This window comes from Nocardia sp. A7 (assembly GCF_046549215.1).
Taxonomy (GTDB): Bacteria; Actinomycetota; Actinomycetes; order Mycobacteriales; family Mycobacteriaceae; genus Nocardia.
This window is the reverse complement of sequence record NZ_JAJPWE010000001.1, coordinates 851,787-870,446: the sequence shown is the minus strand read 5'-3', so window position 1 is coordinate 870,446 and position 18,660 is coordinate 851,787. Positions and strand designations below refer to the sequence as shown.

At 67.0% G+C, this 18,660-nt stretch carries 18 protein-coding genes; 9 read left to right on the top strand and 9 right to left on the bottom strand.

Annotated elements, in window-relative coordinates; all coding sequences use genetic code 11:
• Positions 1–108 precede the first annotated feature (108 nt).
• Complete coding sequence (locus ACLJPD_RS03860) at positions 109–1,794, bottom strand: DEAD/DEAH box helicase (RefSeq protein ID WP_410870315.1); 1,686 nt, start codon at positions 1,792–1,794, stop codon at positions 109–111.
• A gap of 479 nt (positions 1,795–2,273) precedes the next feature.
• Between ACLJPD_RS03860 and ACLJPD_RS03855 the strand changes: the two genes are divergently transcribed.
• Both ACLJPD_RS03855 and ACLJPD_RS03850 read left to right on the top strand, forming a co-directional pair.
• On the top strand, positions 2,274–3,326 hold the full coding sequence (locus ACLJPD_RS03855) for an alpha/beta fold hydrolase (protein WP_410870314.1): 1,053 nt from the start codon (positions 2,274–2,276) through the stop codon (positions 3,324–3,326).
• A 28-nt stretch (positions 3,327–3,354) separates the two neighbouring features.
• A complete protein-coding gene (locus tag ACLJPD_RS03850; RefSeq protein ID WP_410870313.1) occupies positions 3,355–4,044 on the top strand; it encodes a ferritin-like fold-containing protein in 690 nt (229 codons plus the stop codon).
• A gap of 34 nt (positions 4,045–4,078) precedes the next feature.
• Here ACLJPD_RS03850 and ACLJPD_RS03845 read toward each other — a convergent pair whose 3' ends face one another.
• A complete protein-coding gene (locus ACLJPD_RS03845; protein ID WP_410870312.1) occupies positions 4,079–4,948 on the bottom strand; it encodes a helix-turn-helix transcriptional regulator in 870 nt (289 codons plus the stop codon).
• Between the two features lie 100 nt (positions 4,949–5,048).
• Between ACLJPD_RS03845 and ACLJPD_RS03840 the strand changes: the two genes are divergently transcribed.
• Both ACLJPD_RS03840 and ACLJPD_RS03835 read left to right on the top strand, forming a co-directional pair.
• The gene (locus ACLJPD_RS03840; protein WP_410870311.1) at positions 5,049–5,585 is read left to right on the top strand and encodes a YceI family protein; all 537 of its coding nucleotides are present in this window, start codon (positions 5,049–5,051) and stop codon (positions 5,583–5,585) included.
• 98 nt (positions 5,586–5,683) lie between these two features.
• Positions 5,684–5,911 carry a DUF3107 domain-containing protein gene (locus tag ACLJPD_RS03835; RefSeq protein WP_410870310.1) on the top strand — a complete coding sequence of 76 codons (228 nt, stop codon included), beginning with the start codon at positions 5,684–5,686 and terminating at the stop codon, positions 5,909–5,911.
• Positions 5,912–5,967: 56 nt separating this feature from the next.
• Here the strand turns inward: ACLJPD_RS03835 and ACLJPD_RS03830 are convergent, their stop codons facing one another.
• Positions 5,968–6,651 (bottom strand): TetR/AcrR family transcriptional regulator, encoded by a 684-nt coding sequence (locus ACLJPD_RS03830; RefSeq protein WP_056812916.1) that lies wholly within the window; start codon positions 6,649–6,651, stop codon positions 5,968–5,970.
• Between the two features lie 196 nt (positions 6,652–6,847).
• Between ACLJPD_RS03830 and ACLJPD_RS03825 the strand changes: the two genes are divergently transcribed.
• The 5 genes from ACLJPD_RS03825 to ACLJPD_RS03805 all read left to right on the top strand — a co-directional run bounded on the left by ACLJPD_RS03825 (position 6,848) and on the right by ACLJPD_RS03805 (position 11,821).
• A complete protein-coding gene (locus ACLJPD_RS03825) occupies positions 6,848–7,936 on the top strand; it encodes a DUF3152 domain-containing protein (protein WP_410870309.1) in 1,089 nt (362 codons plus the stop codon).
• 110 nt (positions 7,937–8,046) lie between these two features.
• Entirely contained in the window at positions 8,047–9,228 is a 1,182-nt protein-coding gene (moeZ, locus tag ACLJPD_RS03820) for an adenylyltransferase/sulfurtransferase MoeZ (RefSeq protein WP_410870308.1), read from the top strand.
• 106 nt (positions 9,229–9,334) lie between these two features.
• Positions 9,335–10,186, top strand: a complete 852-nt coding sequence (locus ACLJPD_RS03815) for a TIGR02569 family protein (RefSeq protein WP_410870307.1) — start codon at positions 9,335–9,337, stop codon at positions 10,184–10,186.
• A gap of 241 nt (positions 10,187–10,427) precedes the next feature.
• The gene (locus ACLJPD_RS03810; RefSeq protein ID WP_410870306.1) at positions 10,428–10,961 is read left to right on the top strand and encodes a GNAT family N-acetyltransferase; all 534 of its coding nucleotides are present in this window, start codon (positions 10,428–10,430) and stop codon (positions 10,959–10,961) included.
• A 29-nt stretch (positions 10,962–10,990) separates the two neighbouring features.
• Entirely contained in the window at positions 10,991–11,821 is an 831-nt protein-coding gene (locus tag ACLJPD_RS03805; RefSeq protein ID WP_410870305.1) for a hypothetical protein, read from the top strand.
• 1 nt (position 11,822) lies between these two features.
• On the opposite strand, the gene ACLJPD_RS03800 is transcribed toward ACLJPD_RS03805, so the two are convergent.
• The 6 genes from ACLJPD_RS03800 to ACLJPD_RS03775 form a co-directional block, all read right to left on the bottom strand.
• Complete coding sequence (locus ACLJPD_RS03800) at positions 11,823–12,827, bottom strand: SCO2521 family protein (protein ID WP_410870304.1); 1,005 nt, start codon at positions 12,825–12,827, stop codon at positions 11,823–11,825.
• Between the two features lie 2 nt (positions 12,828–12,829).
• Positions 12,830–13,828 carry an SCO2522 family protein gene (locus ACLJPD_RS03795; protein WP_410870302.1) on the bottom strand — a complete coding sequence of 333 codons (999 nt, stop codon included), beginning with the start codon at positions 13,826–13,828 and terminating at the stop codon, positions 12,830–12,832.
• A complete protein-coding gene (locus ACLJPD_RS03790) occupies positions 13,825–14,763 on the bottom strand; it encodes an SCO2523 family variant P-loop protein (RefSeq protein ID WP_410870301.1) in 939 nt (312 codons plus the stop codon). The genes ACLJPD_RS03795 and ACLJPD_RS03790 overlap by 4 nt, the downstream gene beginning before the upstream one ends.
• On the bottom strand, positions 14,760–16,604 hold the full coding sequence (locus ACLJPD_RS03785; RefSeq protein WP_410870300.1) for an SCO2524 family protein: 1,845 nt from the start codon (positions 16,602–16,604) through the stop codon (positions 14,760–14,762). Before ACLJPD_RS03785 ends, ACLJPD_RS03790 begins: the two co-directional genes overlap by 4 nt.
• A 207-nt stretch (positions 16,605–16,811) precedes the next feature.
• Complete coding sequence (locus ACLJPD_RS03780) at positions 16,812–17,996, bottom strand: PrsW family intramembrane metalloprotease (RefSeq protein WP_410870299.1); 1,185 nt, start codon at positions 17,994–17,996, stop codon at positions 16,812–16,814.
• Complete coding sequence (locus ACLJPD_RS03775; RefSeq protein WP_410870298.1) at positions 17,996–18,655, bottom strand: hypothetical protein; 660 nt, start codon at positions 18,653–18,655, stop codon at positions 17,996–17,998. Before ACLJPD_RS03775 ends, ACLJPD_RS03780 begins: the two co-directional genes overlap by 1 nt.
• Positions 18,656–18,660 lie beyond the last annotated feature (5 nt).

Genomic DNA, 18,660 nt, shown 5'->3' with positions numbered 1-18,660 from the left:
TTTGCCGTGGCGGCTGCGGTGTGCGCGGGGGCGGCGGATTGGGGCCGTCTCAGGTGCGCCGTGTGGTTGTGGGAGGGCGGTGTGGACTGCCCTCCCACGGTGTTCGGGTCAGGCGTCTACGGTGGCCGGTGCGTCGGACGCTTCCGCGGGCTTGCGGCGGCGCCTGCGGCGGGCGGGCTTGGCGGCGTCGTCGCCCTCGGTGGGGGGCGATTCGGGGGCGTCGGAGGCTTCGCTGGTGCTCGACTCGGTGGTCGCTGCTTCGCCTGCTTCGGCGGGCTTGCGGCGGCGGCGCCTGCGGCGGGCCGGCTGGTCGCCGTCTGCTGCGTTGTCGGCGTTGTCCGGTGACTCGGTCGTCGACTCGGCGCCCTCGGTGATGGGGGTGCCTGCGCGGGTGCGGCGACGGCTGCGCGAGGACTTGGGGCGCTCGGTGCGCTCCTCGACTACGGCGTCGTCGTCACGGGTGGGGGCGGCCGCGGGCTTGCGGATCACGCCGGTGATTCCCTCGGGGATGCCGAGCTCGGCGTAGAGGTGCGGCGAGCGGGAGTAGGTCTCGGCGGGGTCGGCCATGTTCAGGCTGAGCGCCTTGTTGATCGACTCCCAGCGGTGCAGCTCGTCCCAGTCGATGAGGGTGATCGCGACGCCGGTGCGGCCTGCGCGGCCGGTGCGGCCGATCCGGTGCACGTAGGTCTTCTCGTCCTCGGGGCACTGGTAGTTGATGACGTGGGTGACGTCGTCGATGTCGATACCGCGCGCGGCGACGTCGGTGGCGACGAGCACGTCGATGCCACCCTTACGGAACTTGGTCAGCGCCTTCTCACGGGCGATCTGGCCGAGGTCACCGTGCACGGCACCGACATTGAAACCACGCTCGGCGAGATCGTCGGCCACCTTCTGCGCGGTGCGCTTGGTGCGGGTGAAGATCATCGTCGCGCCACGGGATTCCGCCTGCAGCACGCGCGCGACCAGCTCGGCCTTGTCCATCGCGTGGGCGCGGTAGACGAACTGCGCGGTCCGGTCGTGCACCGCGGAATCGTTGGCCAGCTCGGCGCGGATGTGCGTCGGCTTGGTCAGGAAGGTGCGGGCCAGGGTGATGATCGGGCCCGGCATGGTGGCCGAGAACAGCATCGTCTGACGCTTGTCGGGCACCATCGACAGGATGCGCTCGATATCGGGCAGGAAGCCCAGGTCGAGCATCTCGTCGGCCTCGTCGAGGACCAGCACGCCGATCTTGCCGAGGATCAGGTGATTCTGGTTCGCCAGATCCAGCAGTCGACCGGGGGTGCCGACGACCACGTCGACGCCGTCACGCAGCGCGGCGATCTGGGTGTCGTAGGGGCGGCCACCGTAGATGGCGGAGACCTTCAGCGAACCCTGGTGGTTGGTCAGGTACTTGCTCGCGTTCTCCAGGTCCTTGGTGACCTGGATGCACAGCTCACGCGTCGGCACGATGATCAGCGCGCGCGGGGTGCCGTCGAGCGGGGTGGTGCCGTTGTCGGCGGTGGCGATGCGGTGCAGCAGCGGCACGCCGAAACCGAAGGTCTTGCCCATGCCGGTGCGGGCCTGGCCGATGAGGTCATCGCCTGCCAGTGCCAGCGGCAGGGTGAGTTCCTGAATCGCGAAGGTGCGTTCGATCCCGATCTCGCCGAGCGCGCGCACGATTTCTTCGCGCACGCCCAATTCGGCGAAACTCGGCGGGATGTGGGTGGTGTCCAGTTCGGCCGTCAGGAGCGTTTCGGCGACGCCGGGTTCCTGTTCGACAGTGATCTTGCTCAGTGTTCGTGCCTTCCTCGTCATTGCATCTCGCACGCACGAGGTGGGGCGGGCCGGTCGGCCCGCGACGACCACATATCCGCCTGTGATACTCACCGGGCCGGCGCCGGATACCATCGCCGACCAGGCACTATGGCTGGCCGTCGAGACGGTGTCATCGGCGCGGCGCTGCGGTGATGCGGATTCGTTGCGCGCACATTTTCTCGACATTGCTGTCTGTGGACATCGCCGCTGTCCGCCCGCGCTGTGCGCCGGTGGAGTGCCTTGCCGCGGAGTTCTCCGGGCGTAGAAACTAGCGTTGTCCAAGGAGATTGTAGCGTGATATTCTGCGCAATCCGAATTTCGACGTAGTCGAATGTCGCGCGAATACCGGCTCGCCACGGGATTACCTGGCACTGGTGGTGTGTCGCAGCACAATTCATGAGTGCCGGATTTTCCGCGTGTCCGCGGGTGTAATCGAACTCACTGGTACCGGCGGTACCGCGTGTGAGACATTTCTTGGCGTGAGCATCACCGACACCGTCACCACTGCCGCGCGCAACGCGTGGGCGCTGAGCTTCGGCGCGGGCATCGAGCCCGTCGACCCGGCGCCTTCGACCGTGCTGTGGGACGAGCCGCACCGCCTGCTGCGTCGCTACGATACCGAATTCCATTCTGCCGCAAGCGATTCCGCGGTGTTGTTGGTGCCGCCGCTGGCCGCGCCCGCCACCTGCTTCGACCTGCGCCGCGATCAGAGCCTGGCCCGCTATCTGGTGGAAACCGGCCGCGCGCCCTACCTGGTCGACTACGGCGACATCTCTTTCGCCGATCGCGGCATGGGCTTCGAGGACTGGGTCACCGACATCCTCCCCGAGGCGATCCTGCGCGTGAGCGCCGATCGCGGTGGTGCGCCCGTCGATCTCATCGGCTGGTCCATCGGCGGCATGTTCTCGCTGCTCACCACCGCTGCGAATCCGGAGCTGCCGATCCGTTCGGTCACCGGGGTAGGCCCGCCGCTCGACTACGACAAGATGCTCGGCATTCCGCAATTGCGCGTCGCCGTGAGTCTGGACCGCGGTTGGGGTGCCTCCGCCCTCGTTCGGGCCGCGGGCGGCATTCCCGCCCCGCTCACCAAGCTCGCCTATCGCATCGCCGCCTACGACCGTGAACTGGCGCGTCCCGGGTTCATCGCACGGAATATCACCAATACCGAGACCCTCGCCAAAATGGAATCGATCGACCGATTCCAGGCCGCCATGCCCGGCTACCCCGGCCGCTTCTACAACCAGCTGTGGGGCCGGATGATGCTGGCCAACGACATCGGCAACGGCAAGCTCGAACTGGCCGACCGCACCATCGAACTCGCCGACGTGCGCGTGCCGGTGCTGCTGATCGGCGGCGAATCCGACGTGATCACCCCCAAGGCCGCCGTCGAGGCCGGACTGCGCACGCTGTCGGGTTCGCCGTCGGTCACCTACGAGGTCGTGCCGGGCAGCCACCTCGGCATTCTCACCGGACCGCAGGCCCGCGAAACCACCTGGTCCCACCTGGACAAATTCCTGGCCGAACGCGATTGACCATCGATCGGGACTATTCTTGACAGTCATGGGAACCCAGACCTCTGCCGCGCCCGAATTCTTCTCGACCGAGCCGCTCGCCGCGGACCATGCGGGGGTGACGGAGCTGTTCGCGGTCCTCGCCTACGGTGAGCTCTCAGCGTTCTATCGGCTCGCGGAAGAGGCGAAGCAGGCGCCGTCGCTGCGCGGGCGAATCGGGGTCGCCAAGATGGCCGCCGCCGAGCTCGCGCACTTCGAGACCCTCGAAGCGGCGCTCACCGAGCGTGGCGCCGACGCCGAAGCCGCGATGGCGCAGTACCAGGGCGCGCTGGACTCCTACCACGCCTCCACCGACCCCTCCACCTGGCTCGAGTCGATGGTGAAGTTTTACGTCGCCGACGGCCTTGCCGCCGACTTCTACACCGAGATCGCGGGTGCGCTGCCCGTCGAGGTTTCCGATGTGGTGCGCGACGTCCTCGCCGAGACGGGGCACTCGCAGTTCGTGGTCGACGAGGTTCGCAGCGCCGTGGCGGCCAGCCGCTCCGAGCGCGACCGGCTCACCCTGTGGGGGCGCAGGCTGCTCGGCGAGGCGATCACGCAGGCGCAGTTCGTGATGGCCCAGCGCGACGAACTCGCCGAACTGGTCCTCGCCGCGACGGGCGACCTCAACGGCATCGCGACCCTGTTCGACCGCATGCAGGAACGCCACGCCGCCCGCATGGCAGAACTCGGTCTCTGACCGCCTTACCGCGACCTGGCCGACGGCTCAGCTGTCACTCGCCCGCCGCGCGCTGCACCAAGCGCAATTCCGGTGTGCGAGCGGCAGTTTCGCGCGGTAGCCAGATGACTACCCGCTGGTCATTTTCGGCGGATAACGTCTGCACCGTGTAGGTGAGGGTGCCTCGGGTCGGGTGTTCCAGGCCGAAGAGGGTGGGCAGGTCCTCGGCCAAGCGGTGGGGTTGCCAGCGGCGGGCGAAGTCGGGTTCTTCGCTCAGGGTGCTGATGACTTCGGCGATACGTTCGTCGTCGGGGCGGCGCAAACGGGTTCTGGCCAGCTGGTCGGCCAGTTGGTCAGCGAACTGTGGCCAGTCGGTGACCGTGGTGCGGGCCAAGGGATGGCGGAAAGCCCACAGGGCCAGGTTGACCAGGTCGGGGTTGTCGAGCAGGCCGAGTGGGGTGACGAGGTCTGCCCAGGCGGTGTTCCAGGCGAGCACGTTCGCGCGGGGACCGAGCGCGAAGGCCGGGGTGGGGGCGAGTGAGTCGAGCACGCTGCGTAGTGCGGCGGGAACCTGGTCGAGGACCGGGTCGAAAACAGTACTCGGGCACCGTGATTCGCTGCCCGTGGTCAAGGCCAGCCAGGTGAAATGGGCCCGCTCGGTGTCGTTGAACCGCAGCGCGGTGGCGAGTGCGTCGACCACCGCCATCGACGGGTTGGTGTCGCGACCCTGCTCGATGCGGGCCAGGTAGTCGGCGCTGACACCGGCCAGCACCGCGACTTCTTCGCGGCGCAGACCGGGGGTGCGGCGCCTGCCGCCACCGGGCAGGCCGACGTCCTGCGGGCGCAGCTCGCCTCGCCGTGCGATCAGAAGTTCCGCGAATGCCGACCGGGCACCAGGGTGATCGGTGATACCTGCGCCTACCATATCTCGATCCTGCCTGTTCGTGGGATTTTCAGCCACGCCCTGCGGGGTCCAGGATAACCGCGGTCTGGTTAACGGACCGCAGTCCGGTCAAGGTGGATCCATGACCTCCTCGACACAGACCCAGCAGCTGAAGACCGGATCCTGGGCCCTCGATGCCGCCCATTCCTCGGTCGCGTTCACCATTCGTCACCTCGGGATCGCCAAGGTGCGCGGCGGCTTCACCCGCTTCCGGACCGAGTTCGTCGTCGACGAAACCGGCGCGGCCACCCTCGGCGCCACCATCGAACTCGACTCCTTCGACACCGGCAACGCCGACCGCGACGCCCACATCAGGCAGGCCGACTTCCTCGACGTCGCCAACCGTCCCACTCTGAGTTTCCGTGCGACACAACCGGTTCGGGTCGGCGAAACCTTCACCGTCACCGGCGAGGCCACCCTGGGCGGTGTCACCCAGCCGCTCAGCCTCGACGTCGAATGGGGCGGCCTCGCGGACTTCCCCGACGGCACCCGCCACGCGGGCTTCTCCGCCACCGGCGCCATCAAGCGCACCGACTTCGGCGTCGGCGTCGCCATGCCGGGCATGCTGTCGGACACCGTGAAGATCGAATTGGAGATCCAACTGATCGAGCCCTCCTGACTCGTTCGCTCAGAGCGCAGGCGGCTGTGACACCCGTGTCGGCGGCCTGCACTAGCCTGGAGCTGACAACACAGGACTCTTACGTTCGGAGGTTGGCCGTGGAGGTCAAGATCGGTATTTCGGATAGCCCGCGAGAGCTCGTCATCAACAGTGCGCAGAGCCCTGACGAGATCGAGGCGCTGGTGTCCGATGCGCTGAGCGGCTCCGCCGGCGTCGTGTCGCTCACCGACGAGAAGGGCCGCAAGTTCCTGATCCAGGCCACGAAGGTCGCCTACGTGGAAATCGGCTCCCCGGCCACCGGCCGCGTGGGTTTCGCCACCGTCTGAGCCGCGATACGAGAAATGCCCCGTCATCTTCGAGATGACGGGGCATTTCTCGTAGTTCAGAGGTCTTGCGAATACGCGCGCTGGGCGGCGGTCAGCGGCACGTGCTTGAGGCCGCCCCAGGCGAGGGACACCGTGGTGTCGACGGCTTCGTCCTTGGGGACCGGGCGATCGGCTTCGAGCCAGTAGCGCGCCGAGAACTGGCTCGCACCGACCAGACCGACGGCCAGAATCCGTGCGCGATACGGGTCGAGACCCGAGTCGTGGGCGACCAGATCGAACACCGCGTCGACACAGGCCTCGGTGGCCTGCTCGACCCGGCGCTGCACCTGCGGTTCGCTGGTGAGGTCGGATTCGAACACGAGCCGGAAGCCCTGCATCTCGTTGTCGACGAAATCGAAGTACGCGGCGACCGCGGCCCGCACGCGCTGCTTGTTGTCGGTGGTGGAGCGCAGCGCCTGGCGCACACTCGACACCAGGATGTCGACGTAGTTCTGCAGCACGGCCAGGTACAGCTCGAGCTTGCTGGCGAAGTGTTGGTACAGCACCGGCTTGCTGACCCCGGCCACCTGGGAGATCTCGTCCATGCCCGCCGCGTGGTAACCGCGCTGGACGAAGACTTCGCTGGCGGCGAGCAGCAACTGCTGGCGGCGCTCGTCGCGGGGGAGTCGGGTGCCGCGCTTGGCCGGGACCGTCTCCGGCACCGATCGGCGCGAGGGCATGCGGTCCACGAGGTCAGTCATCTCGGCTTTCTTGGTCGACTTTCCCGGCCGCCAGGGTGTGCGGTCCGGTTATCCCACGAACGATACTCGCACGGTGTTCGCCCTGCGTCTCGCCCCGGAAATGTAGTACCAGTCCACGGAGTTCGCCGGGCCGTAACCGGACGAACTCCTGCGGCCGCCCGCACAGCCGATTTGCGCACTGTGAGAATCTGATGACGTGAACGACCGACCGGACGACCAACCCGGCGGCGGCCGCGATGTCGCTCGCTCCACGCAACCCACCGAGTCCGGTTCTGTGACGGCGGCGCCAGAAGGGCGCGAACTGCAGGTCTACGACCCGCTCGGGCTCTATCAGCCCGCCGACCGATCCCGGCAGCCGTTGCGCGCCCGCTGGGACCCCACCGACCACGACAACGGCCGCCAACGCAGCCCGCAGCGTGATGCGAAGAAGCAGAGCGCGCTCGGCCGATTCGTCTCCGCCTACGGGTGGCGTGCCTATGCGTTGCCGGTGCTGCTCGCCATCACCGTGCTGGTCGTGGTCGACGCGGTGCGCACCGGCCCGATCACGGCGCCCCTCGATCCCGGCTTCGGCGCGCTGAGTCCGAAGGTGGCGCAGTCCGGCATCATCGGCGCACCGCCAGGCGACGGAAAGTTCCCCGCCGATCTACCCCTCGGTGCGCTGCCGGAGGGTGGCGAATACGTCGAGCGCGCGGCGGGCACCTGGCATGTGGTGCCCGGCACCAGCGCCCAGGTCGGCGCGGGCACCGAGCGGGTGTTCCGCTACACCGTCGAGGTCGAGGACGGCATCGATACCTCCCCGTTCGGTGGTGACGCCGCCGTGGCGAAGATGGTCGAGACCACCCTCGCCAATCCGAAGAGCTGGACCAACGACCCCAAGTTCGGCTTCCAGCGCATCGACGCGGGCCCGGCCGACTTCCGCCTCTCGCTCACCTCCCGCGAAAGCACCCGGGCCGCTTGTGGTTTCGAGATCCCGATCGACTCGTCGTGCTACAACGCCGACCTCGACCGGGTGGTGCTGTCGGAGGTCCGCTGGGTGCGCGGTGCACTGGCCTTCGACGGCGACATCGGCTCCTACCGGCAGTACCTGATCAATCACGAGGTCGGCCACGCCATCGGCTATCACGGCCATCAGCCGTGCGAGGTCGACGGCGGTCTGGCCCCGATCATGATGCAGCAGACCTTCGGCACCAAGAACAACGACATCGCGCTCCTCGACCCCCACGGTGTGGTACCCGCCGACGGCAAGAGCTGCCGCTTCAACCCCTGGCCGTACCCGCGCGGATAGGGGGCCCGCCCATGCGGGAACATGGGTGGGGAAGAACAGCGCGGCGGGTCTTGTTGTAGTCAGCAGAACGGCCATCGGTTCGTAGCCGCACTAGATACAGGAGTTCTCACGTGTCTTCAAACGGGACGTTGCCGCCGCTCGTCGAGCCCGCGGCGGAACTGTCCAAGGACGAGATCGCTCGCTACAGCAGGCATCTGATCATCCCCGATCTGGGTGTCGACGGTCAGAAGCGGCTGAAGAACGCCAAGGTCCTGGTGATCGGCGCGGGTGGCCTCGGCTCGCCCGCCCTGCTCTACCTGGCCGCCGCCGGTGTCGGCACCCTCGGCATCGTCGAGTTCGACGAGGTCGACGCCTCCAACCTGCAGCGCCAGATCATCCACGGCGAATCCGACATCGGCCGCCCCAAGGCCGACAGCGCCCGCGATTCCATCCTCGAGATCAACTCCGGGATCGACGTGCGGCTGCACAAGATCCGCCTGGAACCGGAGAACGCGGTCGAACTGTTCGCCGAATACGACCTGATCGTCGACGGCACCGACAACTTCGCCACCCGCTACCTCGTCAACGACGCCGCCGTCCTCGCGGGCAAGCCCTACGTGTGGGGCTCGATCTACCGCTTCGAGGGGCAGGTCTCGGTGTTCTGGGAAGACGCACCGGACGGGCGCGGCATCAACTACCGCGACCTGTACCCGGAGGCCCCGCCGCCGGGCATGGTCCCGTCCTGCGCCGAGGGTGGCGTGCTCGGTGTGCTGTGCGCGTCGATCGGTTCGGTGATGGTGACCGAGGCGATCAAGCTGATCACCGGTATCGGTGAGACGCTGCTCGGCCGCCTGATGGTCTACGACGCACTGGACATGAACTACCGCACCATCAAGCTGCGCCGCGATCCGCAGCGCGAGCCGATCACCGAACTGATCGACTACGACGCGTTCTGCGGTGTGGTGTCGGAGGAAGGCACCGCCGCCGCGGCCGGGTCGACCATCACCGCCGCCGAGCTCAAGGATCTGCTCGACGCCGACAAGATCGAGCTGATCGACGTGCGTGAGCCGGTGGAGTGGGACATCGTCCACATCGCGGGCGCGACCCTGATCCCCAAGGATCGCATCCTGTCCGGCGAGGCGCTGTCGGAGCTGCCGCAGAACAAGCCGATCGTGCTGCACTGCAAGACCGGTATCCGTTCGGCGGAGGCGCTGGCCGCGTTGAAGCGCGCCGGTTTCGCCGACGCGACACATCTGCAGGGCGGCGTGGTGGCGTGGGCCAAGCAGGTCGATCCCTCCCTGCCCGTGTACTGATAGCTGGTGGTTTGCGACCTCGCCGCGTGTTGCGGTGAGGTCGCGAAGTGGAGTGTCACAGCGTGCCTTGGGGCACCTCCGGTGATCGCGGGGTTACGGTACGGCCGTGACCTCAGTCGAACCTCCCGAGCATGTGCGAGCCACATTCGGGCTTCGCGAAGTGACGCCGGTTTCCCTGGAGGACTGGGACGGTGGCTGGCGCATGGGTGATGTGGTACTCAGCCCCGTCGCCGATCACGCGCGGGCCGCGTGGTCGGCGAAAGTTCGTGAACACCTCGCAGTGGACGGGCTGCGCGTGGCCCGTCCTGTCCGCGCCACCGACGGTCGCTATGTTGTCTCCGGATGGCGCGCCGACACCTTCGTCGAGGGTGTTCCCGAGCCGCGCCACGACGAGGTCGTCTCGGTGTCGCTGCGATTGCACAAGGCGACAGCGGAATTGGAACGTCCGCGCTTTCTGGTCCAGCCGCCCGTCGCCCCCTGGGTCGACGTGGACGTTTTCGTCGCCGCCGACCGCGCCGCCTGGGAATCGGTCCCGCTGCGCACCCTGCGCGCGGGCGGTGTTCCCATCGCCGCCACTCCCGACGGTCAGCGCTCCCTCGAACTGATCGGCCAACTCTCCACCCTGCGCAAACCGGTCCGCAGCCCCGACCAACTCGTCCACGGCGACCTCTTCGGCACGGTGCTGTTCACCGGCGCCCACACGCCCGGCCTCACCGACATCACGCCGTACTGGCGCCCCGCCACCTGGGCCGCCGGGGTCGTCGTCGTGGACGCACTGGCCTGGGGCGGTGGCGACGACGGCTTACTCGACCGCTGGGCCACCCTGCCCGAATGGCCCCAGATGCTGTTACGCGCGTTGATGTTCCGTTTGGCAGTCCACGCCCTGCACCCTCGCTCCACCCCCGAAGCCTTCCCTGGATTGGCGAGGACGGCCGACATGGTCCGTTTGGTGCTGTAGGGGCCGAATTGCACGCCTCGCCGCCATGCGCCTGACCTGGAAGACTGATCGCCGAGGACACCTGGGGTACCGATCTGCGGCTCGGTGTGGACATGCGCAGAACTCGCCAGCAAACCCCCGGCACCACGGACGTTGTCGTGTAAAAGCTGAGTACACTGCCTGTGATTTCGATGTCCGGGATCAGGTACGGCGTTTACGCTTGACCTCAGGGGTGTTCTTGTGCGCGAACGCAAGGGAGCAGATGACGACCATCGCGAAAACGGTGCGGTATCGGGAGCCGACGCCGGCTGACCTGCCCGACATCCAACTGATCGATGGCGCGGCATTTCCGTCCGAGCGCTACCCCTTCTTCGTCCTTCGCCAGCTGCTGCAGGCCGACAGCTCCCGCAGCGTCGTCGCCATCGAGCCCGGCAGTGACCAGGACGACGAGGTGGTCGGGTACGCGATGACCATCATGGGCGAAGGTTCGAGGGCATGGTTGCTCAGCCTCGCGGTCGCTCCCGATCGGCGCGGTCATGGTTACGGGCGTGGGTTGTTGAGGCACAGTATTGCGGTGTGTGAGGAAAAAGGGGACGCGGACGAGATCTGGTTGACCGTCGATCCGCAAAACGTCACCGCGTACAACCTGTTCAAGGACTTCGGTTTCGTCCTGCGTGTGCACGACGAACAATATTTCGGCGAAGGCCATCCACGCGACGTGCTGGTCTACAAGCTGCGCAGGCTGTCCGATCTGCCACCGGTCGGTGCCGACGAAAACGGTTACCCTAGAACCTGATTCAGATCGGCGCGACGCGGGAGCACGACATGACGAGGGGTGGAGGGTCGTCATCGCAGCACGATTCGGTCAGCGACGCGATCGAGGACCGCGCGGAGGACTATGCCAAACGGCTGGATTCGTCCGAGCTCGCTGAAATCGATAGCCGGAATGATCTCGACATTGTCATCGAAGCCTTACTCGACGATTCCGAGCTGCTGGTCCGCGGGCGGTACAGCAACAAACTGCGTTTCGGCCCGCTCTACGAGCAGGCGTCGAATGTGGGCCCCGACGACGAGCCGTGGCGGATACGAAAGCCACTGATCGCCGGACTGATCGCAGCCGAGGTCGAGTTCCGCGGGCCACTGCGGTTGAGCCCGACTCAAAATGCACTCCTCGCAGGTCAATTCGAAACGCTGGCCGCCGCGCTGGCCCGCGCAGAGTTGCCCGCGCACGCGGTGCGTGCCTGGACCGGCGCGATGGAGCTGTACCGCCGTGCCCACAACTCCGATGCCGAGGATCGGTGCGGACTCGAACTGGCGCGGGTTCGCCGCGCCACGTTGGCGCCGGGCTGGAAGCGCGGCGTCAGCACTACCGCGGACCTACTGTGCGGCTACGGCTATCGGCCGTTTCGGCTGCTCGGCTGGGTGGTCGCGCAGATCGCACTGTGTACCGGCATCGCCGTACTGTTGGCAGGGAGCAAGCCGTTGGCCGACGTTGTCTACCTGGGGGTACTGACCTTTCTGAATCCGCTCGATCCGAACAATGTCACGGGCATGGAACCTCAGGCGAAAGTGCTGTTCGCGGTTGAGGCGTGCCTGGGCGCGGTCTCGATGTCGGTGTTTTTCGCGTTGCTGGTCCGTCGGTGGTTTCGGCTGTAAATCAATTGCGGCCAACCGAATTGGCGCCGCGTGCGGCGTAGTACGTCGCCACGTCGATCCGGCGTTGAATTTGCTCGACGCGGGCGGTCCACTGTTTGGACAGGCCCGCCGCGGTCTGCAGGTCCCGCCACGGCGCCCGCATCGCAGTGGGGACCTGTGCGCCCGGCATCCACAGGTGGGTCAGGTGTTCGAGCACCGGAGCGAGGATGGCGACCTGGCGACCATCGTCGAAAGCCTCGGCCGACCGCACCCTCGCGTCGATCACCGTGAGCAGCCAGTCGTGGACGGCGACATCCTCGCAGAACCGCAGGGCATCGGGGAGATCGGTGGCGTCTTTTACAGTGACCCGCAGTGTCCTCGACTCCTTGTCCTCGACGCGCAGTGATACCGCGGGGCCGGTGCTGCCACCGATGACGGCGCTCCAGCGCAGTCGCGTCGTCGGTGCCCGCAGCGGCGGCCGCTGATCCAGCAGCGTCGAGGACCTCAGGTCGTCGAGATGCCTGGCACAGATCGAACTGAGATCCAGAGTGGTGTCGCCCCGCGGGGCGAAATAGCCTGCCGCCAGCTCTTTGTCGGCGACCGAGTGATCGGGCAGTTCGCCGATGATCTCGGTGACCCCGATGCGACCGATGTAATGCGACCACGGCATGCGCTTCTTCTGCTGAGCTCGCACGACCGTGGTGTGCGAGGACAGCTGCGCGATCCGCCCGCCCACCAGGATCGCGGTCGATGCCACCGTTCCCACGACCCGAGCGGTCGCGCTCGCCGTCGCACTCCAGCCGAGATGACAGTCGACGCCGGTTGCGCGACGCGGTGAGAAGGCAAGGGGGCACGGTCGTTCGCGACGAACGACGGTAGCGCCGGCGACCGTTGCCAGCAATTCGTCGGTGGACAGACTGTCCAGGGTCAGCGAATGCGGCAGCAGACCGGTGCGGATCTCGCCGAGCACCACGACCGGGGTGCGAGGTCGTGACGTGGCGCGGCGCGGTAGGGCAGGCGCGGACACGATCAGGACCCATCCAGCAGTAGATGTCCCACGCGCTCGACGACTTTGGTTGGTATCGGCACCTGCTCGGCCCTGCCCTGGGCCGCTACCAGAGCGGCGACGTCGTCATCGGGCGCGAGGTGATCGAGGATGACCCGTACCGCCGACTCGATCACCAGGTAGCGCTTGGGCAGCATCGACAGCGTCCGGTAGGCCGTGAACGGCGCCGCGCCCGCGTTGAGCTGTATCACCGGCGGTAGGTCTTGCCAGCGGTCGGGCCAATCCCGATCGGGGGACCACAGCTGCGGATCGAGCACGGGCGCACCGTGATAGCGCAGCATGCCCAGTCGCACGAGCTGCCACACAGCGGCCAGGAACGGGCAGGACCAGCGTCGCGCTGTCTCGTCGCGGTCGTGCCACAACTCCACGTCGAGGAAAATCGAGTGCTCGCCACGGCCGTACTCCTGCGGCGGTCGATACGGTTGCGGATGCATCGCCGCACGCGACGTGCCGAGCTGTTCACGACGTCCGTTGCACAGCCAACCGAATTCGGTGGTCGGTGGTCGGCCTCCGGTGGCAACCTCCTCGTCCTCCGGTTGGGCGATGAGCCGCGCCGCGACCATCTCCGCGACCGGTATCGGTGTGCCGACAGCGACCCCGCCCGCGAACACCGGAGCCTGGTGGCAGCCCGACTCCCGGGCCAGATAGTCGATGGTCAGGCCGGCGTCGTCGGCGGCACCCAACAGTCGGTCGAGTACCTCCGCCGGTTCGAAACGGGGCTGGAAGTAGTCGTCGGTGAGATAGCAGGTACTCACTCGCGTGTTCGATCCGAATTCGACCTTCGCCGACTCGATGAATGCGGCGACCAGCGGGACCGCGCGTCGGAATTGGGCGCGGACCATGTCGGTGTCGTCGATGATCTCCTCGTGCCGGAAGTGGCAGATCTCGATCGACAGGTGGGCCATGGGCAGCGGTGTGATGTCGGCCTCCTCGGAAGCCTCCCGATATATCGGTGAACTCATCTGCTCGTATCCCAGGTCAGCGAATCGGTCAACCGCCGAGCCAGATTCGTGTACGCCTCGACCGTCGCGGGATTGGCGAGCCTGGCGCCGACGTCGGCGTCGAGGATGAGCTGTTCGCGCCACTGCAGCATCGGCTCGATCGGAGTCTGGCCCAGCACCATGGCCGCGCCGATACCGTTTATCGTCGCCAGTTCGCGCAGAGCGTTGGCCTGCTCCTTCAGCCAGGTCGCTTGCGCTGGGTCCACCGCGCGGGTCGAGTCCGACTCGGCGACCGCGGTGCGCACGCAGCGCATCGAGGCCATCAGCTCCTTCTTGTCGTGACCCCACATCGTGGCGGCCTCGATCAGCCCGTGCGATCCGTGCACCAGACCACCGGCGGCCAGCACATGCTGGCGAGTCCAGCGGTGGAAGACCAACCAGCGATGAGTGTGGTTGCGTAGCACGGTCGATGCGGTGGCACGCAACGCGATCTCCAGCGCGACCGAGCGTCCGGCGCTGAGATCGACTATCACCACGTCGAATTCGGTCAACAGATTGGCGAGCAGGAGTGCGCCGAGTTGCACACTCGCGTCATCACAACCGAATTCGCCGCCGCCTACGTCGCCGGGCAGCAGCGTCAGACTGCCTGCTCGGGGCGGGTTACGGCGCAGCTGGGGGCGATCGGTGTCGCGGCCGACGTTGAGCCGCGCAGGCTCGCGGGTGTGTCCGAGCAGATAGGAATGCAGCCCGTGGCCCTCGGTGACACCGCGTTCGGCGCCACCGATTTCGAACAGCGCGCCCGCCGTCGGAGAACCGAAATCGAAGTCGACGTAGGCCACGTCCAAGCCGCGCAACCACAGCCGATAGGCGATGTTGCAGCTGGTGACCGAGCGCCCCGTGCCGCCCTTGTCGGAGGTCGCGAAAACTAGGATCGGTGCGGGGTCGTTTGCGCTCATCGGGTGGCGTCCTCCCGGGCGTAGGCGAGCGCGTTGAGTCGCAGCAGTGCGTCGGTGGCCAGCGCCTCGGCGGTGTGCGGGCGCTTGCCCATGATCTCGCTCGCCCGGGTGAGCGATTGTTCGATCGCCTCCAACTCCTTGTATCGCGGCGAGTCGACAGAGTCGCTGACCTGGAGCGACTCCTGGATGAACAGGTGGTCTGCCTCGCTGATCTTGCCCAGCGCCGTATTCCTCATGCTCTGCGAAGCCAGCGGGGGACCGGCATAGGTGTTGTGTGCGACGACCAGGCATTCCATCATGCGTTCGGTCAGAAACCATGACGGCGCGGCGTCGACGATATCGCCGTTCGGGCCGAGGTTGTCCCACAGACCCACGGAACGACCACTGGTGATCGCCCTGGTCTGCATGTGCTCGAGTGCTGATCCGGCGAGCTCGAGCAGCTCCTCGCGGGTGGCCACGTCGCGTGCCAGCCGGGCGGCCTGCAGGCAGCGTTTGAGTAGCAGAGTGGTGTAGTCGCTGACGTGGTAGCCGATCATCTGACCGGCTTCGACGGATTCGGAACCCTTGAGCGTCAACAGGAGTCCGGGATGGTGCAAGCGGTCGGCCGGGTCGTCGGGTACCGGACGACTGATTATCCTGCCGCGCTCGGCCAGCTGGCGCAGCACGGCGACGGTGCGCTCCAGATCGGTGGTGGACTCCTTCTCCAGCAGATCCTGGATGAGGAACGCGGTCACGGCCAGGCTGTAGTAGTCCGACTGCTTTCCGTCGGACGTGCGCCATGGCAAGTCCTCCAGCGGCCACCGTCCGGTGCCGAACCGCGAGATCGTCGACCAGTACCGCTGAGCCAGTTCCGCGCGACGTTTGAGCGACTCGACCAGCTGGACCTGATGCGGCTCGAAGAGATCAGGTTCGGAAGTTCGTTGGGAATACAGGTCTTTGATGCCGTCGAGCGCGACGAGGGTGAAATAGAGATAGGGCTGGGTGGCCGCGTTCCCCGGCTGGGTGGCGATCCGGGCCGTGACGTCGGCCCTGGCGCCGACATTCGCGCCGATCCCCCACGTCCAGCCGCATTCGAAGGCCCGGTTGTCATCACGCAGGTCGATACCCTCCGGGTGACCACTGCGCACGTCGGTCTCGGCCTGCACGCGAATCGTGCCGAGCGCGGAGGAGAAATCGGCGATGATCTCCTTCACCGGGGCGCCGGTCTGGTTGACCAGGTTGAGGATCTCTTGCCCGGCCGGGGAGGAGAAGTGCGGCGTGTCCATCACGAAACTTCGGATCAACCCGACCATCGCGCAGGTCAGCCGGGTGCTGACCTGCGGTATCAACGCTTTGACACGATCGTTGAGCCGACGAGCCTCGCGTCGCACCTCGTGCTCGAGGTATCGCTCGATGCCACGCAGAAAGCGGAGCGAGGCGATACACAAACTCAGCGACATCGAATACGAGTCGACCACCTCGAGCTCACGCTGCGCCGCCGTGGGTTCCCCGAAGCCCGCGTCCCGAAAGTAACTCCCGCCTGAGAATGTCGGCTCCCCATCGGCGTCGGTATACGCGTCGAAGAACTCCTCGAGCTTCGTCACCAGCGCGCCGCCGACCCGGATGTCGTCGCCGAGCACTGCCATCACGGCGGCGACGTCGTCGGCGGTCGCGATGCTGTCCGGGTCGAGGGCGAAATTCGACAACTCGCTCGACGGATACAGCAGACACATCAACTGCTCGGCATCGCTGACCGAATTGCGGCCGTCTCGTCCGCCCCAGACCCACCTGTCCTCGTAGAACGAGGTCCGCAGGTGCGCGCGCCAGAGATCCAGAAGTTGTTGCCGCGGTCGTATTCTCATCGATGTCCCCTCGGTACAGCCAGGCTCCGCCAGTATGCAGACTCGATGGTGGTGATGTCATCGGTTGTGTCGTAATACGTTTCGACGTTTTCTGCTGTTCAGGTCGGGGGTGTTTCCCTCGAAGTCGGGCACTGGGCGGACGGCGATGAGGACCGCGCCGATGCCGTCGGCCAGGGAGGCGAAAGGGCCCGCACGGGGCTGTAGGGGCTACTCCGGGGCGGGCGGGCGTCCCTCACGCAGCCGGGCGACTTCCGAGCGCGCGAATTCCACCCGCGGTGTCGAGGCGCCGTGATCCGCGGCCAGGGCATCGGCCAGATCTGAGATCGCGTCCAGCACGAACCCGTGCCGTGTGCGGGCTTTGCGGTCCGCACCGGTGTGTCGAAATGTCCGCCGCTGCTTGGTGTTACCGCAGGCGGCGGCGGATTCGGCAGCGGTCACCGTGTCGGCTGCCACCTCCGGGGCGAGGATCGCGGCCAGGAAATCGCGTTCGCGCGCGACGGTGAGCCGGAACACCAGCGCCGCGACGATCAGCGCGACCACCATCAGCGCTGCGATGAGGCCGAGCGCGACGGCGGTATTGCCGCCGCTGAAGTTGCCCTGCGCATCCCACAATCCGTGCAGCAGCATCGCCGTCGCCATCAGCAGCAGACCTAGGCCGACGCGGCGTGGCTGCGCGGGCCTGCCGAGCAGATACACCAGCCCGGCGCAGAAGACCGCGGTGTAGATCATGTGGCCGGTGGCGCCGGTGACCACCCGCAACAGCACGGTCCCGAGCGAGGCGTCGACCTGATCGGCGCCGAACTGGGACGCCCCGGAGTTCAGGCCGTAGGAGATGTCCTCGAGGATCTCGAAGCCGAGGCCGAGGAACGCGCCGAGGATGAATCCGTCGAAAGCGGTACGTACCAGCCGCGGTGCCAACGCGATCAGCAACAGCAGTCCGAAGCCCTTGGCGGTCTCCTCGGTGAACGGCGCGGCCAGCGCAGGCCCCCAGTCCAGCGCGAAGGCGTGGCCGAACACCTTGCCGTAGATGTTGATCAGCGCGGTGTTGGCGTAGGACGCCATCGCCCAGGTGGCGGCGAAACCACCCCAGACGAAGGCGGCCGCGAGCAGTTTCAGCGGCTGGCGGGCGTAGCGGTCGATGTGATGGGTGAACCACCAGAAGATCGCACCGTAGATCCCGAAGATCGCCGCGCTGACCAGGATTGCCCGGCTGTAGGCGCCGTAGGTGCGCCCGATCATGGCGGCGAACAGCAGCGCACCGGAACCGACGAGCATCAGGTAGACCCAGAACGCGAGGTTGCGCGGCTGGTAGAAGGTGAACGAGCGGCCCCAGCCGGAATCCTCGATGGCCAGGATCCGCGCGTCGGCGAGATCGGTGGTGGAGCTGGTCATCACGACGCCTTTCCGGTATGGGCGAGGGTGGCGATCATTGCGCCGACATCGGTGAGGATGTCCTGGCCTGCTTGCTCCGGGCCGAGCGCGATGACTTCGACGCCGGTCTCGTCGACCACGAACGCGGCCAGCACGCCGTCCACCCCCGGGGTCGCGTACCTGGTCATCACGCCGGACTCGCCGCTGCGGGTGGTCACCGCCACCGGGTCACCGGTCGCGGTGAGCGCGCTGCCCAATTTCCGCTGGGTACTTTCGATCTGATCCAGCAACGCCGCCGCGTCACCGGCGAATATGCCGGTCCGCACGGTGAACTGGGCGCCGCCGCGGGTCAGCACGGCGTCGGCGGGGTAGCCCTGCCCGGTCGGTTCGTCGCCGACGCGCTCGCCGTCCACCAGCGACCAGCCACCGGCCGCGGTGAAGGTGAACCCTCCGTCCACGGCGATCACCTCCCCGACAGCGGTGACGTCCTCGACCGGGATGGCATCGTCGATACGTGGCAGCACGACGCCTTGCAGGAAGGCCAGTGCGAGCACTACCAGCGCGGGCAGCAGGGTTCGCCGATCCATGCCCCACCAGCGGCGATCCACCGGCACCCACCGATCGCCCGGATCGAAATTCTCTGCCGAGTGCACAGCCTCGGCTTGCGCGTGCGTTCCCATCGGGC

Bases quoted from the DNA above. Each gene is read 5' to 3' on its own strand.
- ACLJPD_RS03860 (WP_410870315.1), bottom strand. From the start codon at position 1,794: ATGACGAGGAAGGCACGAACACTGAGCAAGATCACTGTCGAACAGGAA.
- ACLJPD_RS03850 (WP_410870313.1), top strand. From the start codon at position 3,355: ATGGGAACCCAGACCTCTGCCGCGCCCGAATTCTTCTCGACCGAGCCG.
- ACLJPD_RS03845 (WP_410870312.1), bottom strand. From the start codon at position 4,948: ATGGTAGGCGCAGGTATCACCGATCACCCTGGTGCCCGGTCGGCATTC.
- ACLJPD_RS03840 (WP_410870311.1), top strand. From the start codon at position 5,049: ATGACCTCCTCGACACAGACCCAGCAGCTGAAGACCGGATCCTGGGCC.
- ACLJPD_RS03830 (WP_056812916.1), bottom strand. From the start codon at position 6,651: ATGACTGACCTCGTGGACCGCATGCCCTCGCGCCGATCGGTGCCGGAG.
- ACLJPD_RS03810 (WP_410870306.1), top strand. From the start codon at position 10,428: ATGACGACCATCGCGAAAACGGTGCGGTATCGGGAGCCGACGCCGGCT.
- ACLJPD_RS03805 (WP_410870305.1), top strand. From the start codon at position 10,991: ATGACGAGGGGTGGAGGGTCGTCATCGCAGCACGATTCGGTCAGCGAC.
- ACLJPD_RS03795 (WP_410870302.1), bottom strand. From the start codon at position 13,828: ATGAGTTCACCGATATATCGGGAGGCTTCCGAGGAGGCCGACATCACA.
- ACLJPD_RS03790 (WP_410870301.1), bottom strand. From the start codon at position 14,763: ATGAGCGCAAACGACCCCGCACCGATCCTAGTTTTCGCGACCTCCGAC.
- ACLJPD_RS03785 (WP_410870300.1), bottom strand. From the start codon at position 16,604: ATGAGAATACGACCGCGGCAACAACTTCTGGATCTCTGGCGCGCGCAC.
- ACLJPD_RS03780 (WP_410870299.1), bottom strand. From the start codon at position 17,996: ATGACCAGCTCCACCACCGATCTCGCCGACGCGCGGATCCTGGCCATC.
- ACLJPD_RS03775 (WP_410870298.1), bottom strand. From the start codon at position 18,655: ATGGGAACGCACGCGCAAGCCGAGGCTGTGCACTCGGCAGAGAATTTC.